The 17,839-nt window shown below is 42.5% G+C and carries 14 protein-coding genes; 9 read left to right on the top strand and 5 right to left on the bottom strand.

From position 1 onward, the window contains the following. Nucleotides 1–9: 9 nt before the first annotated feature. From MA_RS24405 to MA_RS06115, 4 genes are read right to left on the bottom strand one after another with little or no spacing between them, the layout of a single operon-like run. Nucleotides 10–1,440, bottom strand: coding sequence for a class I SAM-dependent methyltransferase (locus MA_RS24405; RefSeq protein ID WP_052279119.1), 1,431 nt, complete (start codon nt 1,438–1,440; stop codon nt 10–12). Continuing rightward, on the bottom strand, nt 1,428–2,657 hold the full coding sequence (locus tag MA_RS06125) for an ABC transporter ATP-binding protein (protein ID WP_011021201.1): 1,230 nt from the start codon (nt 2,655–2,657) through the stop codon (nt 1,428–1,430). Before MA_RS06125 ends, MA_RS24405 begins: the two co-directional genes overlap by 13 nt. Beyond that, on the bottom strand, nt 2,657–3,439 hold the full coding sequence (locus MA_RS06120) for an ABC transporter permease (protein WP_011021200.1): 783 nt from the start codon (nt 3,437–3,439) through the stop codon (nt 2,657–2,659). The genes MA_RS06125 and MA_RS06120 overlap by 1 nt, the downstream gene beginning before the upstream one ends. Then, nucleotides 3,426–4,496, bottom strand: a complete 1,071-nt coding sequence (locus MA_RS06115) for a glycosyltransferase (RefSeq protein WP_011021199.1) — start codon at nt 4,494–4,496, stop codon at nt 3,426–3,428. Before MA_RS06115 ends, MA_RS06120 begins: the two co-directional genes overlap by 14 nt. A gap of 389 nt (nt 4,497–4,885) precedes the next feature. Here MA_RS06115 and gmd (MA_RS06110) point away from each other — a divergent pair, with 389 nt between their 5' ends. The 3 genes from gmd (MA_RS06110) to MA_RS06100 all read left to right on the top strand — a co-directional run bounded on the left by gmd (MA_RS06110) (nt 4,886) and on the right by MA_RS06100 (nt 9,564). Beyond that, nucleotides 4,886–5,908, top strand: coding sequence for a GDP-mannose 4,6-dehydratase (gene gmd / locus MA_RS06110; RefSeq protein WP_011021198.1), 1,023 nt, complete (start codon nt 4,886–4,888; stop codon nt 5,906–5,908). A gap of 26 nt (nt 5,909–5,934) precedes the next feature. Further along, nucleotides 5,935–6,963 (top strand): GDP-mannose 4,6-dehydratase, encoded by a 1,029-nt coding sequence (gmd, locus tag MA_RS06105; RefSeq protein ID WP_048066186.1) that lies wholly within the window; start codon nt 5,935–5,937, stop codon nt 6,961–6,963. A 99-nt stretch (nt 6,964–7,062) separates the two neighbouring features. Next, nucleotides 7,063–9,564: an oligosaccharyl transferase, archaeosortase A system-associated gene (locus tag MA_RS06100; RefSeq protein WP_048065054.1), complete on the top strand. Its 2,502-nt coding sequence runs from the start codon at nt 7,063–7,065 to the stop codon at nt 9,562–9,564. Nucleotides 9,565–9,797: 233 nt separating this feature from the next. On the opposite strand, the gene MA_RS06095 is transcribed toward MA_RS06100, so the two are convergent. Next, entirely contained in the window at nt 9,798–11,264 is a 1,467-nt protein-coding gene (locus tag MA_RS06095; RefSeq protein ID WP_048065053.1) for a DHH family phosphoesterase, read from the bottom strand. A gap of 720 nt (nt 11,265–11,984) precedes the next feature. On the opposite strand from MA_RS06095, the gene MA_RS06090 reads away from it, so the two are divergent. The 6 genes from MA_RS06090 to MA_RS06065 all read left to right on the top strand — a co-directional run bounded on the left by MA_RS06090 (nt 11,985) and on the right by MA_RS06065 (nt 17,815). Next, nucleotides 11,985–13,487, top strand: a complete 1,503-nt coding sequence (locus tag MA_RS06090; protein ID WP_011021194.1) for a bifunctional ADP-dependent NAD(P)H-hydrate dehydratase/NAD(P)H-hydrate epimerase — start codon at nt 11,985–11,987, stop codon at nt 13,485–13,487. A gap of 302 nt (nt 13,488–13,789) precedes the next feature. After that, complete coding sequence (locus MA_RS06085; protein ID WP_048065052.1) at nt 13,790–13,975, top strand: hypothetical protein; 186 nt, start codon at nt 13,790–13,792, stop codon at nt 13,973–13,975. A 243-nt stretch (nt 13,976–14,218) separates the two neighbouring features. Beyond that, complete coding sequence (gene moaC, locus MA_RS06080; RefSeq protein WP_048066185.1) at nt 14,219–14,686, top strand: cyclic pyranopterin monophosphate synthase MoaC; 468 nt, start codon at nt 14,219–14,221, stop codon at nt 14,684–14,686. Between the two features lie 96 nt (nt 14,687–14,782). Then, the gene (locus MA_RS06075) at nt 14,783–15,634 is read left to right on the top strand and encodes a ribose-phosphate diphosphokinase (protein WP_011021191.1); all 852 of its coding nucleotides are present in this window, start codon (nt 14,783–14,785) and stop codon (nt 15,632–15,634) included. Nucleotides 15,635–15,695: 61 nt separating this feature from the next. Beyond that, nucleotides 15,696–16,436: a hypothetical protein gene (locus MA_RS06070; protein WP_011021190.1), complete on the top strand. Its 741-nt coding sequence runs from the start codon at nt 15,696–15,698 to the stop codon at nt 16,434–16,436. A 584-nt stretch (nt 16,437–17,020) separates the two neighbouring features. Next, entirely contained in the window at nt 17,021–17,815 is a 795-nt protein-coding gene (locus tag MA_RS06065) for a C15orf41 family protein (protein ID WP_048065051.1), read from the top strand. Nucleotides 17,816–17,839 lie beyond the last annotated feature (24 nt).

Genomic DNA, 17,839 nt, shown 5'->3' with positions numbered 1-17,839 from the left:
CTTTCACCGTCATTTTTTACCTATTACAGCATAATCCTGTGCCCCATACAGGATACCATTCAGCTTCTCCAGATTATGGTTATAAATATCAAGATAGTTCTTTACCCATTCTTCCATATCGTTATTAATTGGAACTTTTTGCAGTCTTGCCTTCTCGGACACAGGAGAAAAAAACATAGTATCTACATCTCTAAATCCGGCTGAAGTTAGCAGGAACTTGAGGGTTTCCGGATGTATCGGTTTTTTATGAGTCATGTCTATGTAAAAATTAGCAAATGATACAAAAGATAGCGGATTTACAGTTTCCGCAAAAATATAATATCCATATTTAAGTTTCTGGAAGCAAAGCTTGAGCAACTTGATCAAGTAGTCAGGTTCAAGATGCTCGACCACCTGATCTATGAAAATTCCATCAAGACTTTTATCATCAACACTTTCTAGATACGAAATCGCTTCTTGCTTCACTACATTTAATCCCTTAGAAAGGCAGAAATCCACCATGGTATCATCAATATCAACACCTTTTGCACCGATACCATGCTCACTTGCTAATTCCAGAAATTCGCCTCTTCCACATCCAATATCCAGGACATTAGAGCATCCGAGGAAATAATTCATGAAACAAGACTGTCGCTGCTTTATATCTTCTCTTGAACCCCTGAACTGTTCCTCAAATCTGAAATAATTAATGTCTAAATCACCGGGATCAGGAGTTCCAGTCTTTTTGTTTTTATACCCTTTTTCAATTTTGCCGTCAAGTACACTGGCCAACCATGCCTTATTTTCAATGTCCAGATTCATTAAAGAAATTATGGAGTTAACTTCTGCTTTTATACTATCATCTATTTCAGACTTAAGCTGTTCAATCTGATTCTCAAATTCGGATCTGAGTCGCTCTATCTTATTCCCTAATTCCGGCCTGAGATGTTCTATCTTTGAATCCATTTCGGATTGGAGCTGCTCTATCTTTGAATCCATTTCGGATTGGAGCTGCTCTATCTTGTTGTTGTAATAGATAAACTTACCTGCAGTATCATTAAGAAGACGAACCGTACTCCCATTAAACTCTGTTTGCTTCCAGAAAACCGGATCTACATACCGCCTGATCTCTCCATGAACCAGGTCTCTGCCTCTAACCAGGAATTTTCCTACAAACGGACGATGAGAACTGATGAAATAACTATTGTTCTGGATATCCCAATTTGAATTTATATAATCAAGATCTCTCTGGATATTACTTTCACCTGGAGTTACCTCAAGCAAAGAACCTTGTTGAAGATCCCCATGAATTTTTTCTGGAAAAATCCCTGCTCCTTTCTGCTTACGGATGTTTTCTCTTATTTTTTCCATTATTTTCTCAACGTTGATTTCGTCTTCATTAATTTCAGTATTAATGTCAAAAGTATCCACAATTTCACATCCTGAACTCAGATCTTCCATTTGCAAGGGACTTCGAAAAGCCCAACATTTCTACAGGTCGGGATTACATCAAAAAAATACTGTTTATCATGCCAGTCGTAAGGTTTTTGGTCACGAGTATGTACCGCTACCGTAAGTAAAAACCTTCCTGCTATCATAGGGATTTTCTCTATCATGAGGTCAACATGTCCTTTGCCCTCGATAGTATAAAGCTCGACATTTTTTAATTCCGTATTTGTTCCAAAAAGGTTTTCCCTTTTTTCGGAATACAGAGAAATGCCAAATACCGGGTCGGAGACTTTTTTATGTGCATGGTAAAAGATTCTGATTGTCATAGGATCCAGAGAGTTGAACCTGGAACCTCTATTGCCAAATTTATCGTAAAACTCCACATCGGTAATCTCAACAATTCGATCTCCCCAGCGGGAAGCCTTATCCTCAATCGTTTCCTCTATTTCGGAGGGTTCGGATTCATTTTCTGATACAGTATTATCCGGACTGGAGGCCTCTTTTCCACCCCCGTATACATAACGGTCAATTACTTCTCCAGTGTCTCCTAAAACGACCTGTTCTCCTTTATTAAGAAGTAAAGTCCTATCACAAAACCTCCTTACTGCCCCAAGGTCATGTGAAACAAAAACGATAGTAACCCCTTCCTTTCGATACTGACTCAGGGTATCAAGGCACTTTTGCTGAAATTCCATATCTCCTACGGCGAGCACTTCATCCATCAAAAGGATCTCAGGGTCAGTTTGAATTGCCGTTGAGAAGGCAAGCCTTACCTGCATGCCCGAAGAAAAATTTTTAAGCTTCGTGTCCCTGAATTTTTCAAGTCCCGCAAACTCAATTATATCGTCCAGCTTATCATTAATTTCCCTTCTTTGCATACCCATGATGGTTGCATAGATTTTTATGTTCTCTGCAGCCGTAAGATCGGGCTGGAAACCAACTCCCAGTTCCAGAAAAGGAGTGATTTTCTTATTAATATTTACATTTCCTCCCGTAGGAGGCAGAATATTAGCTATAATCTTTAATAAAGTGCTCTTTCCACTCCCGTTTACTCCAATGATTCCAAGTGCCTCCTCGTCTTCAACTGTAAAATTGATATCTTTGAGTGCATGGAAAGTTTCATAGGTTGGAGGCTTGAAGACTCCGGTCAAAGCCTCAAATATGGTGGTTCTTTTTTCATGGGGTATGCGGAAAGTTTTGTTCAGGTGCTTAACTTCAATTGCAGGCATCAGATTTCCTCCGCAAATCGGGGTTCCAGTCTGGAAAAAATAATGTATCCTACAAGAAGGAAGATTATTGCTGAAAAGCAAATAAATAAAAGATCCTCTGTTTTCGCTGGAGAAGAATAGATAATAGTATCCCTCGCTGAAGTAAGAATCCGGGCAATTGGATTCAATAAGATGAATTTCTGCAGATTTTCAGGAAATATGTCGATGGTATAGATTACAGGGGTTGCAAAGAATCCTATTTGTAAAAGAACCTGCCAGATAAATTGCACGTCTCTGTAATATACATTCAACGCGGAAAGTACCAGAGAAAGCCCAAGTGAGAGAATAAAAAGGAACAACAGAATAAACGGGGCATAAACCAGGTTGATGGAAATTGGTACCCTGAAAAATGCCATAAACATTATGAAGATAAAGGACTCGAAAATGCTCATGAGCAGAGCTGTAATGCATGAGGAAACTACAAAAATATCCCGTGGAAAGTAAATTTTCTTTACCATACTTGGTTTTCCTACTATGGAAAACATTCCGATGGTAGTTGCTCTGCTAAAAAAATTCCATAGAATGATTCCGAGAAGTAAAAACAACTGGAAGTATTCAACCTGAACTCTCATCAAATTCGAAAAAACCACATATAGAACTACGAGCATAAGCATGGGCTCAAGTAGTGACCAGAAATAACCCAGTATAGAATTTTTATATCTTAATTTAAATTCACTCCATGCCAGCTGCCAGATAAGGTTCCTGTATCCATAGAGCTCTTTCAGATGCCTAACGATCATCATTTACCACATTTTTTATCTTTTCACTAAAAATCGAAAGATCAAAGCATTTTGCCTGCTTAAGACAGGCATCCCTGTAACTTTCGGGTTCACGAGATACGAATTTGACAGCTTCTATGACGCTGTGAATATCCGCATTTATAAGAAAACCCGTTTTTTCAGTAACGGTCTCTTTAAACCCTCCTTCGTTTGCCGCAACAACAGGTTTTCCGCTTGCCATTGCTTCTACAGGGGTCAGGCCAAAGTCTTCGTCAAGTGCCGTGCAGATAAAACCTCTGCATCTGGAGTAAAGGTCGATTAATTCCGTTTCCGAAACTTCTCCAAGTATGTTCACGTTGTCAGGTAGTTTATTACTTATATGTTTTGCATATTTTTCAGCATGGTCCCCCTTTGCATAGCCACCCACGATAATGAGTTTCTCATCAGGCATTTTTCTGAACGCTTCAATTTGCAATTCGACTCTTTTTTCAGGATAAAGCCTGTTCACCGAGAGCCAGAAATCCCCGTATTCCTTACATTCAAACTTAGAAACATCAACAGGGGGATAAATTATATCAGCGTTTCTGTGGTGATACTTCTCTATTCTTTTCTGGGAATTTTTTGAAATCGTGACAATCTGATCGATATTCCTAATGGATTTTTGATCCAGCCACCTGTGGCCGTATACCCAGATACGAAAAGCCTGCCTTGTAATAAAATCCTGCCTCTGTAAGAAAGTATCGTAGAGATCGTAAAAAGCTCTTACAGGCGTGTAGCAGTACCACATGTTAGGATGATGCCTGTGAGCTGCATAATGGCTCCAGTTCCCTGTGAAGATGAAAAAATCATAATCATTTGAAAAATTACAGGAATAAAATTTTTCTGTTGCAGAAATCTGTTTTAGCGGGGGGATTTTCTGTGTATGCCCTAGAGATATCACATTTACTTCGGTGTCCAGTTTATCAACTGCATCCATGTCTGTAGTGATAATATCAGCATTCAATAAATTTGCTAGAGTGATGACAACTTTTTCTCCACCACCAATAGCTCCGAAGTAATCATGAAAGATTGCTGTTTTCATGTTTGTTCTCATTTTTTAATTATTTCACGTTAAATTTAAATTGGGATTTATATGTGTTTCGAACCGAATTCTAACTTGGATAAAAACTTCGCCGCTTTATACTAAATATCGCCCTGTTTAATATCCAGATCTACTTAGCTGGACTTTACTTATCCCACAGGAGTCTCCAGTCACAACCTGAACAAAGGATTTAACAGGAATAACCTGGAGGCATCCATTCAAATCATATAGAGTAATAACAATTTAACAGTACGTTAACAAAAATATTGTGTATCAATTAGTTTATATAGATTAAGAAGATATGCTTTTTGCAAAGGGAGCTACGTTTTTAAGATAATAAATATCCGATCTCCTGCAGGAGAAGAATTGGGAGCAAACCAGGTGATTCCTTGACAAAGGTCGCACTGATAACAGGCATAACAGGCCAGGATGGAACATACATTTCAAAGCTTTTATTAGATAAGGGGTACGTAGTACATGGAATAAAAAGAGAATCTTCTACCAGAACCGAAGATAAGGATAAAGAGCAAAAAAACACAAATCTTCATTTTCACTTCTGTGACATGACCGATTATTCGAAGCTTCTAAGAATTATTCAAGAGATACGTCCGGATGAGATCTATAATCTGGCGGCCCAAAGCAATGTGCAAACCTCTTTTGACCGACCGGAATATACAGCAGAAATTAATGCACTTGGCACCCTGCGCCTCCTCGAAGCTATCCGTACTCTTGGGCTGAAAAAGAAAACAAAATTTTTCCAGGCTTCTACCGGGGATTTATTCGGGAACTCCCTGGAAATCCCGCAAAATGAAAATACCCCCTTTCACCCTAGGAACCCTTATGCAGTGTCCAAGTTGTACGCCTACTGGATTGCCATAAACTATCGTGAAGCTTATGATATGTTTGTTTGCAATGGTATCCTTTTTAATCATGAATCCCCGATAAGACCCGAAAATTTTGTTACGAGAAAAATTACCAGGGCTGCGGTCAGAATAAAAAAAGGATTTCAAGAAAAACTTTACCTTGGGAATCTGAATGCAAAAAGAGACTGGGGATTTGCAGGAGACTACGTTGAAGCTATGTGGCTGATGTTGCAACAGGATAAACCGGATGATTATGTGATTGCAACAGGTGAAACCCGTTCGGTACAGGAACTGGTGGAATTCGCATTCAGAGAGGTCAGTATTGAACTCGAATGGGAAGGAGAAGGGCTTGAGAAAAAAGGGAGAAATGCTGTAACAGGTGAGATTCTGGTCGAGGTAGACCCCAGGTTTTACAGGCCCCTTGAGTCAAGCTTATTAGTTGGAAACCCTTCAAAAGCCAGAGAAAAACTTGGATGGATTCCGGAAGTAAATTTTGAAGAGCTGGTTAAAATGATGGTCAAAGATGACCTGGAATTCGTAAAATGTTAAAATAGATTTGAAATTGCGTGGTAAAAATGTCTAAAGTTGCATTACTTACAGGAGTGACCGGGCAGGATGGAGCATACCTTGCCGAACTCCTGTTGAATAAAGGATATACTGTGCATGGGATGCACAGAAGATCGTCTCTGAGCAATACCGGACGTATAGATCATCTCCTGCAAGATCCCCATCAAGAAAACTCCAAATTTATTTTGCACCACGGAGACCTGACCGATTCGGCAAACGTTTTCAGACTTATTAAGGACATCGAACCTGATGAAATTTACAACCTCGGCGCCCAAAGTCATGTCCAGGTTTCTTTTGAGACTCCCGAATACACTGCGAACTCGGATGGACTTGGAGCCCTTCGTATTCTGGAAGCAATAAGAATTCTCGGGCTTGAAGACAAATCTAAGTTTTATCAGGCATCAACCAGTGAATTATTCGGGAAAGTACGTGAAGTCCCACAAAAAGAAAGTACTCCTTTCTATCCCCGAAGTCCCTATTCGGTAGCTAAACTGTATGCTTACTGGATTACCGTAAACTACCGTGAAGCTTATGATATGTTTGCCTGCAACGGCATCCTTTTTAATCACGAATCTCCTTTGAGAGGAGAAACTTTCGTTACCAGGAAGATTACAATAGCTGTATCAAAGATTAAAAAAGGGCTTCAGGATAAACTCTATCTTGGAAATCTCAATGCCAAACGTGACTGGGGATTTTCAGGGGATTATGTGGAAGCCATGTGGCTCATTTTACAGCAGGATAAACCCGAAGATTACGTCGTCGCAACAGGAGAAACCCATTCCGTTAGAGAATTCACCGAACTTGCATTCAGAGAGGCAGGCATTGACATCGAATGGGAAGGTGAAGGAGTTAACGAGATTGGCAGGGATGCTAACAGCGGAAAAATACTCGTGGAAGTTGATCCGATGTTTTACAGACCGACTGAAGTGGATATTTTGATAGGAGACCCTTCAAAAGCCAGAGAAAAACTTGGCTGGAAAACAAAGGTCAGCTTTGAAGAATTGGTCGGAATGATGGTAAAAGGCGATATGAGATAAGTACCTCTGGGATGAGGTAGAAATCCTTTTTATTGAAAAAGTTTGATTTCTTAAATAGAACTAAAATATATAAGTAGTCAAAAAATAAACGTGAGTGATATGGAGAAGCCAGAAAAAATCAACCAAAACAGAAATGCACGAAACGGATTTTCAAAAAATCTTCTCGTGCTTGGAGCTGTGCTCTTAGCCGGCTTCATTATCCGCATGCTCACCTATGCTCCACTCACTGCAGACGGGGGCATAACCTTCACGGGGTATGATGACTATTATCATATGCGGCGCATTCTGTATACGGTCTCCAGTTTCCCTCATTCCCTTAACTTTGATACCTATCTTAACTACCCTTATGGTTTTGAGATCGGGTGGCCGCCATTCTTTGACCTCTTAGGCGCCTTCCTCGCAATAATTATAGGAGGAGGACAGCCTGACACGCATACTGTAGAATTTGCGGTGGCTCTTTTGCCAGTACTGCTCGGAGTCCTGACAGTAATTCCTGTTTATGTGGTGGCAGCCTCAGTCTTTGACAAAAAAACAGGGCTTCTTGGAGCTCTCATTTTTGCCGTTCTCCCTGCCCATCTATACATATCCCGCTTTGGGGCAGCCGACCATCACGTAGCTGAAGTGCTCCTCTCAACGGCAGCCTATGCACTATTCATACTTGCCATAAAACTGGCAGGGGAAAGAAACCTTACATTAAGTTCGCTCAAAAACATATCTTCCGATAAAAACCTCATAAATCCCGTGGGACTTGCAGCAGCCTCAGGGATCTTTTTTTCGCTCCTAATCTTTACCTGGGTGGGGGCTCCGGTCTTTATCAGCTTTATTGGCCTGTACGCACTGGTTCAGAGAACAATAGACCTTAAAGCAGGAAAAGAATCAGATTATCTCTTCATCTGCTCGGCTATAACTCTATTTGCCACGCTCTTGTTCACAATTCCTCTCGCCGCAGGAGAAGTCCGGTCCGGGCTCGAAATGAGTGCAATATATCTTTCCTGGTTCCAGGTTGTATATGTACTGATCATGCTCGCAGGTTTATTCCTTTTATGGGGCTTTTCAACATATATCTCAAAGAAAGAAATGGACTGGAAATACTACCCCGGCGTTTTAATACTCGTTTTAGTCTCAGGGCTTCTTCTCGTCCGGATATTTTCCGTCGAATACTATGGTTTCATTGTTGAGGGCCTGAGGTTTTTTTCGGGGAAAGGAGAATACATAGGCACAATTTCCGAAGCAATGCCTCTGTTTCTGACCTTACAGGGAAAGCTTACCTTCTCATCGGTACTGGGAAGTTTCGGGCTTACTTTCCTGACGGCACTGGCAGGACTTTTCCTGTTCAGTCTTGAGTTAAAAGGAGAAAAGGCAAAACCTGAAGGGGTATTTTTCCTCTTATGGACACTTTTCTATACATACCTTGCTCTTTCCCAGAGACGTTTTACCTACCTTTTTGCAGTAAATGTCTCAATCCTTTCAGCATATATCCTCTGGGTGTTGCTGGAATCCCTTGATTTCGAAAGAGAAGTTAAAAAACTGATAAAACCCGAAAATAAAAAGGAGAAGGTACCGGATTCCTCACTTAAAAAAGGAAAAAAAGCAAGCTCAAAAACGAAATTTAAAAACAGACACGCAACAGAATCAAAGAACACGTCAGCCGAGCCTGATTACTTCAAACTGGTTTCAGGAGTGGCTTTGATAGGACTTATCTTCGTGCCCTCCATATGGTATGGGGTTTCTTTTGCTAAGGATCCGGCTTCAATCGATCCTGAATGGAAAGACGCTCTCAACTGGCTTGAAGCCTCGACCCCTGCAACTTCCTATTATCTTGAACCCACAGAAACCCCCGAGTACGGGGTCCTTAGCTGGTGGGACTACGGGAACTGGATTGTATACATAGGAAAACGGCCCGCAGTCTCCAATAACTTCCAGACAGGAGTAGAAGATTCTGCAAATTTCTTTATTTCCAATTCCGAAGAAGAAGCTAAAACAATAATAGACAAGCTCAATGTAAAATATGTAATAACCGACACACAAATGGCAAAAGGTAAGTTCGGATCTATTGTTGAACTCGCAGGAAAAGAGATCGAAGACTATTACAACGTCTCAACTGTTCAGGAAAAAACAGGTTTCAGAACCGTTGCAACTGCCAAACAGGCCTATATGGATACAGAGATATACAAACTCTATGAAATTGACGGGATCGGGCTTGGAAACCTCAGGTTGGTCCATGAAAGCACGCCGAATACCACAGAGGATAAAAACAGTAGCGGAAACACTGTAAAGGTATTCGAATATGTTAAGGGAGCCACACTTTCAGGCACCACAGCTCCTAACGCGACCGTGATTGCAAAACTTGAGGTCAGCTCGAACACTGGGAGGGAATTCTTATACCAGAACGGGGACGTGGCAGACGAAAAAGGTTCATTTGAAATAACTGTGCCCTATTCTACCGAAAATGCCGGAAACGGGGTTCATGCAACCTCTGCTTATTCCCTGACCGCTGGAGAGAATTCAACTATTGAAGGGATTCAGGTAACTGAAAACGATATTCAAAAAGGGACCATAATAGAGGCAAACATTCCCCAAAGTGAAGCCGAAAACGAATAATAAAGCTTGAAAGTGAGAAAACATAGGAATGAAAAATATTAGGAAGTAAAAGAAATCAAGAGAATAAAAAAATCAAGAGAATAAAAAAATCAAGAGAATAGAGGGAAAGAGAAAATCTTTCCTCCATTTCTACTTTTGAAAGATAAAGGATGGCTTTTCGGCTGAAAACACTACTTTTCCGAGTACTAATTTTTCCGAGTACTAATTTTTTCCGAGTACTAATTTTTTCCGGCTTATTCTGCCGTACTTTCAACTCCAACGGCATTCAGGAATCTCTTGACGACTGCTTCGTTAACGAGCCTCAAGAGGGTCTGTCGATCTTTTGTGGCGCTGAAAACTCCGAGGGGGATCTGGGCACCTGCTGCATTTGCATGCCCTCCTGCGTCTTCTCCGAAAGCCTGGCGCATAATTTCTCCCAGGTTGACTCTGATATCCGTGCTGCGGCCCGAGATATAGATGCGGTCTTCGGTGACTCCGAAGACAACGGTTGTTGAGATCCCTTCAAGGCTAAGGAGATAATCCGCAGCTTGAGGGAGAGTATCCCTATCACGGATGTTCCCCACATTTGAGAGGAGGTAACTCCCGATTACCTGTCGGTTCCGGATGGCTTCCCCGAGCACTTCGAGGGTTTCGGTAGCCATTGAGGGCTGCTCTAGCTGGTCCAGAATCCCGTGATTTGAGAGGGGATAGAGATACGAAGCAGCTGAGAGGTCTGCAGGATCGGTTTTCCGCTTGAAGTCCTGCGTGTCCGTCCTGATCCCGTAAAGCAGAGCCGTTGCAAGGGTCTTTGAGATGTTGATGTTGAGCTGCTGCAGGTACTTTGTCATTATAGTGGCTGTTGCCCCGAAGTTGGGCCGGATGTCTATGTAATCAGCCTTTATCTCAGTCTCTCCGGGAGGGTGGTGGTCTATAACGATCCCCACATAAGAGTTGGGGGGTACCATATTATTAACGCCAGGGATAGAGCAATCTATCAGGGCAATTTCATCAAAGTCCTTCGGGTCATGCTCTTCCATCTTGCTGAGGTCGATCCCGAGAAGGTTTACAAAAGCCTTGTTTTCCTGATGCCCGATCTTGCCGTGGTAAAGAATATTGGCTTCGACCCCCAGGCTTTTTGAAATTTCCTTTAACGCAAGCCCGCTTGAGATCGCATCGGGGTCGGGGTTGTCATGGATTACTATAGCAAGTTTTTTGTCTCTTATCCCTTTCAGCCACCTGGCAAGTCTGTTACCCCTGTGAACTGACTCGGCTCTCTCAAGGGAACGGGAAAGGGAGCTTGCAACAAGCTTAGAGGGCATAAAAACGTAATCTGCCCCCAGGTCTTCCATCTTTTCTTTGTTGATTATATCCGAAGAACGAGAAAAGATCTGGATATCAGGGTTTAATACTTTCTTGAAGTTTTCAATTCCTTTCCTGTTAGCCTCATTGTTAGAACTAAGGAAGAGTATTGCAACGACATTTTTAAGGTCAATATTATTAATAAGCTCGGGGTCAGAGATATCGCCGAGAATGGTTTCAAAGCCTTCTTCTCTGAGAGTCTCAACCTTGGCTTCATCCTTATCTACAATAATTACAAGTTTATTACTTTCCCTAAGCTCTTTTGCAAGCGCAAAACCAATACTGCCGCTCCCCAGGATAAGATACCTGGGTTTAACCGCGCTCTTAAGGCTGCTATCCGCATCTTTTAAAGAATTAGACAAAAGTTGTCCTCCTGCTCTCCTGTAAGTCCAGACATGTGAAAAGGAAAGCAAACATTTAGTATATACCTGCCTGGCTACAATTTTTCACATTTTTCTCTATTTGAATCACGATTAAGGAATGAAGTAAAAACATTAATTGTTAGGCATAAGGCTATTTAAGATTATTTCAATACCGAACATACTATATGAAATAATTTTAAGACTCAACTTCATTTTCGGTTTTAGAATTTAAATACTGAACATTAATCCGTTTTTAGATAATGAAGAAGCTACTTCCTCAAATCTGCTAACTTTAGTTTTTAGTTCCTCCTACTATACATCTGTTACCGTTAATGAAGCTACTTATTCCGAGTAAGTATGAAATCAAGACTCAAAAGAATACTCCGGCTCAAATCTCCGTACAGACTTCTTTCCTGCAGCATAGCCCGGTTTCCTGAGGTTTTCAACAGGGCTCTACACGGTGTGGATCTACACGGTATGACTCTACACGGTATGACTCTACACGGTGTGGATCTACCGGTATGACTCTACACGGTATACATGTTATATTGGAATGTAGCGTATATACTTAATGACACCAGATGAATTTTATTCAGCTAAAAATATCTCAGTATAAAAGCAGTCAGGAAATTCAGGTAATATAGAAAATTCGGATTATTAATATAAAGAATTCAGATTTCATAAAAAGATAACAGATTAAAAGACCTGCAGGCAACCAGCATGAAATATATAAGTTCTTTACGGATGAAGGCGATCGATACCAACTGTTCATATCTGGGACTGTCTCCACTTCAGTTAATGGAAAATGCAGGTGCAGCTATTGCACAGAGTGTAAAGGAAAAACTTGGCAGCGGAAAGGTACTGTTTGTGGCAGGCAGAGGAAATAACGGTGGTGACGCTTTTGTTGCTGCAAGACACCTTGCAGGCATTCCCGGATACATTGTAAGGGTGATTCTGCTCGGAAAAGACCGGGATATAGGAACTGAAGAAGCGTATCACAATTATTCCCTGTTAAAGTTCAGCAGAGTACAGACCCTTGAAATCAGAGATTCAGGCCAGCTTGCAGTTTCCGAGTTGTTTTCGGAAGCCGACCTGCTTGTTGATGCCATCTTCGGCACAGGGGTTAAGGGAAACATAAAGGAGCCCGAGTCAACTGCAATAGACCTTATAAATAACGAAGGGAAAGCAGGAAAAATCATAATTGCCGTCGACGTCCCTTCCGGGCTTGACCCTGACAGAGGAAACTTTGAAAAAGCCGTATATGCCGACCTTACCGTAACTTTTCACCGCATGAAAGCCGGACTCCTAGATGAGCAGGCAAAAGAGTATACAGGCACGATAAAGGTTGCAGAGATCGGAGTCTGCGCAGATGCAGAACACTATACAGGCCCCGGTGACCTGCAGATGCTTAAGAAGAGAAAGCTTGAAGCACACAAAGGAAATGCCGGGAGGATCCTGGTCATAGGGGGAGGCCCTTACTCCGGAGCGCCGGCGCTTGCAGCCCTTGCAGCCCTCAGGGCAGGAGCGGATCTGGTAACAGTAGCAGTGCCCGAATCCGTAGCCGGAATTGTAGCTTCTTACTCTCCGGACCTTATTGTCCGGAAACTCTTTTCCAGCGTACTCTGCCCCGAAGACCTGTCCATCCTCCCTGACCTTATCAACTCCCATGATGTGGTTGTAATGGGAATGGGGCTTGGGAGAGCAACAGAGACTCTTGAAACCGTTCGAAAGCTCCTGCCCTTCTGCCGAAAAGCAGTCCTGGATGCCGATGCCCTTGCAGCCCTCTCAGGCACTCTCTTTGAAACCCTTGCAGGGAACTGTGAAATAATAGTGACCCCGCACGCAGGAGAATTTGCGCGCCTGAGAGACATGGAAACTCCGGATTCCCCTGAAACCCGCGAAAAAGCTGTCAGGGAATTTGCGGCGGAAAAAGGCGTGGTGACTCTCCTGAAGGGAAAGGTGGACATTATTTCTGACGGAAAACAGACCCTTCTGAACAGGACAGGAAACCCGGGCATGACCGTAGGAGGGACCGGAGACGTACTGGCAGGCATTACAGGATCGCTATTTTCCAGAAACCCGGCATTCCTTGCCGCAGCCTGTGCAGCTTACATTAATGGGGCAGCCGGAGACCTGGCTTTCGAAAAAGCGGGAAATGCACTGCTTGCAACTGACGTGATTGGGAAGATTTCTGAAATAATCAAAGAAGCAGGAATCGGATGAAAGACTTGCAGCTAAAATAGCTCTGAAAATGGTACGGAAGCAATAGAAGCAATATATAGATAAAAATCAGGCAACACTCAGATCAAAGTAAATCATATAAAAAAAGCTCAGATAAAAATGGTTCGGATAAAAATGGTTCGGATAAAAATGGTTCGGATAAAAATGGTTCGGATAAAAATGGTTCGGATAATACTCAAATAGTAGCTGAAAAAACTGAAGTAATGCAAAAGTGATTGAAGTAATGCAAAAGTAATATTTCTGTATTGCAACATAAATTCTATACCATGAAGGGGGAACAGAGTATGACACACGATTTTGAGAGAAAAATAGATGTGGAAATCGAAAGGACAAGAATAAGGCTTACGATTTTCCATGGGGAAGATGAAGAAGTTGTAAAGCTTAACCTTGAAGAAGCCGAGGAACTGGTAGAAAAAATGGGACAGGCAATTGAGGACTATTCGCAGCGGAAACAAATTCGGATTGACTGAACAGAAAGTCTGCTTAACAGAAAATATGCTGAAAAGAAAATTCACTAATAAATTTGCTTAACAGAAATTACTGAACAGAAATTTGCCTAACAGAAAATAAAACAACCCGGGACTGCGGAGAAAATATACTTCTAGCAAAGAGATCCCGGGTAAAAGTTCAGAAATTACAAAAAGATTAAAAGTTCTATAGCCTTCCAGATAGATACGTAGAGTTCCGGAGCTAAGAAAAACGCGGTGATTTTTGTGGAAAAATCATTTACTCATATTGAAGCCGACAGGGCGCGAATGGTTGATATAAGCGAAAAAAACAATGTTCTCAGGATGGCAAGGGCTGCAGGAGAAATCGTACTTTCCGCAGAAACCATGGAAAAAATAAGGACAGGAACCGTGGAAAAAGGAAATGTGTTTGCAACTGCAAGGGTCGCAGCCGTGCTTGCAGTTAAAAAAACTCCCGAGACCATTCCTATGTGCCATCAGATCCCGATAACCGGGATAGATGTAGACCTGGAGATAGGGAAAGATTCGGTTTCTGCGGTTGTGGAGGTCCGGACCGTCGGGAAAACAGGAGTTGAAATGGAAGCTCTGACAGGAGTTTCGGTTGCGCTGCTTACCGTCTGGGACATGGTAAAATCTGCCGAGAAGGATGAAACCGGGAACTATCCGCATACCCTGATAAGAAATATCAGGGTGCTTGAAAAGCTCAAGGGGTAAAGGTCCGAGGGATAAAAACCGGAAAAATGGGGGTCCATTTAAAATAAGATTTTTAAAGGATGGAATATATCAAGACGGCAAACTGAGGTATGAATCTTGAAGATCATAGGTGGACCAGCATCACAGTTACTTGCCAGCCGCACGGCCAGGGCTCTCGGAACAGAGCCTGTACTCTGCGAGTTTAACCGTTTCCCTGACGGAGAACTTTACCTTAGAATCGCAGACGAAATAGAAAACGAAAAAGTGACCATTATCCAGAGCACGCCCACGGATTCCGATTTTGTTGCCCTGCTCCAGCTTATCGATGCCTGTGAGGGCGCAGCCGAAATAAATGTTGTGATCCCCTACATGGGATATGCCAGGCAGGACAAGAAGTTCAAGCCGGGCGAGTCCATAAGTGCCCGCGCTATTGCTCGCTGCATTAACGCCAGCCGGATCTTTACGATAAACATTCACGAAAGAAGTATACTTGATCACTTCCCCTGCCCTGCCGTAAATCTTGATGCGGCAAGCCTTGTGGGGGAATACATTGCAGGTTCGGGCCTCGAAAACCCAATGCTGGTCGCCCCCGACGAAGGAGCTCAGGGACTTGTAAAGAATGTGGCTGCAGGGCATGGTTTTGACCACGACCACCTTCAGAAAACAAGGCTCAGCGGAGATACCGTTGTGATCAAGACAAAAAACCTTGATGTAACCGGCAGGCACGTTGTCCTTGTAGACGACATGATTGCAACCGGAGGGACGATGGCAGAGTCGGTCAGGATGCTCAAAGCCCAGGGAGCAATTGATGTACACCTTGCCTGTGTGCACCCTGTCCTTACAAGAAATGCAGCTTTAAGGCTGTTCAACGCGGGAGTAAAAGATATAATCGCAACCGATACCCTCGAAAAGGCCGAAAGTCTGCTGAGTGTTGCTCCTCTTATTGCAGAAGCCCTGAAAAGGCTCTGATCATTTTACTTCTATTTTATTACCGTTAACTATTTTTTATATTCTGCGTATTCATAGTATTATGACCCTCCCAGAAGTTTGCCCACTTGATGAAAACCAGACATGTAAAGGGCGGGAATGCCACCTCTTCTGCCTGGAATGGAGAACAAGAGAACCTACCTGTATTATAGGCTACAATGCAACAAGTAAAGTAAGGTCCGGCAGGGATGACCGGAATAAAGATACCTACGCTGAAGACACCTTTCGTAAGTTAGGGAGACAGCCTCTGCCCCGAATGAACATCTCCGGAAAAGGAGATTGGACTCCTACAAGACCGGTAGAAAGACCTCCCGAAGGACATCTTGAAAGAAAGGGAGCAAAACCTTCTCAGGAAAAAGATGCCCGGAAATGTTTCTTCGGACGCCAAGAAGCAATTGTGGACGAAAAAATGGAGAAAGATTCGGAAGAAGATTCCGAGAAAAGGCTTCAAGGCAGGCAGGTTTCTAGCGAGGCTGAGAAAGCTTCCCTCAGGCTGGAAGCAAGGCTGAAAAAAGACCCGGCCGAAGAAGAAAGCAAGATTATATATGCCAAGCTCCAGCCAAAGGCTCAGGAAAAACCAAAAGTTCAGGAGAAAATAATCTCCAGGGATAAGCATTCAACAATATTTTCCTCCTGTGACGAAGAAGAAAAGAAAAATATTTATCTTTCCAGTAGGGAGGAAAAACCAGGAAAAACGGCTGAAAACAGGGATAAACGCAAAAAACTTGATGAAGTTATGGATATAGACCTCCCCGATAATTACGAGGAGGAGTTCTGGAGTTAAAAATTCCTCTTTGAGAAAAGAGATCTTTGAGAAAAGAGATAAAACTGAAATAAGTCAAAATTAACTTATAAGAGCAGAATTAATTTAGGGTAACTTCAGGCAAATTCGAAATTAACGAAGTGAACCGAAGTTCGTCGAACTGGTTAGAGGAAATGTAGAATTGACCTTTGGAATTGACCTTTGGAATTGATCTTTGGAATTGACCTGGAGTGAACTTATCATTATCCGGAATTATTCAAATTAATTTAAAACGGAGCCGCAGGTCGGAGTTACGGAAAAAACGTACGAGCCCAAAAAATGAGAAAAATGCTTTCTTCGTTTCCTGAGTTTCCAGACAGGCATGCAGAACCAGCCTGATGAATGCCTTCCGGCATTGGGCTTGACTCCGTTTATTACCTTCTTAGATTTTACTTTCTCAAGTACAGCAGGAGAATTGTTGTAAGAGTGTGAAGAAGAGGGATTAACGGTTTGGATTTAAGAAAACTCCTGCAAAAACTCCTGCGTGCTGTAAAAAGTTCACATTCATTCATGTTATTTGATTTTATATTTCTATTTTAAAAAGAACAGGACTATGATGATTGAGAATGGACCTCCAGACATACCAGAAAATATACAGTTCCCTGCACAACTTTGGAGACGTTTTTCGCCTCTCAGAAGAATATTCCAGACCTGCGGGCATGCTTGCTACCATTCTTAACCAGAAGATCGTGAAAATGACAAGATTCAAACACAGGAGGGTCTATTCCAGGGAAAAGGAGCTCTTTATGAAGTGGAAGCAGGGCAGGTCTATTCTTGAACTTGCAGAATATACGTACTTCCCTCCGACCCTCATGGCTTCCCTGATTCTCAAGAACTGCGACTTCTCCCGAAAAAGCATTAACTGGCTCTTCAAGCACCTCGACTGCATAGAAAACCGCCGCCTGAGAAAAGAGGTCCGAAAAGCCCTTAATGCCGATTATTTCTTTTCTCCCCGTGCCCATGAGATGCAGTGCAGAAAAGGCGAAATGGGGGAGGAGATCGTCCGTAAATGGCTTGACGACAGGGAGATTGCCTACTGCACCGAAGCTGAAATCAGGGCTAAGGGAGATGGCAAGACCCCGGATTTCGTCCTTTCAAACCCGATCTTCATAGAAGACCATATGGTCAGCTGGATTGAAAGCAAAGCCCTTTTCGGGGACGACTTCGAACACAAACATTACGCAAAGAAACAGTTCCGGGAGTATGCCGATATTTTCGGAGAAGGCATGGTTGTCTACTGGTACGGCTTTCTTGAAGACCTCTCCTCTGAGGACGAAGGCTACCTGATAAAAGACTACAGATTTTTTGAAGGATATCAGGAGCAGACTGACGAACTGTTCAACTACCTCGTGTACTGGTAATAAAAGCCAAAAAATGAAGCCTTT

Origin of the sequence: Methanosarcina acetivorans C2A, from assembly GCF_000007345.1 — an archaeon.
Taxonomy (GTDB): Archaea; Halobacteriota; Methanosarcinia; order Methanosarcinales; family Methanosarcinaceae; genus Methanosarcina; species Methanosarcina acetivorans.
The sequence above is the reverse complement of the archived record's forward strand: the minus strand, read 5'-3'. Positions and strand labels throughout refer to the sequence as shown.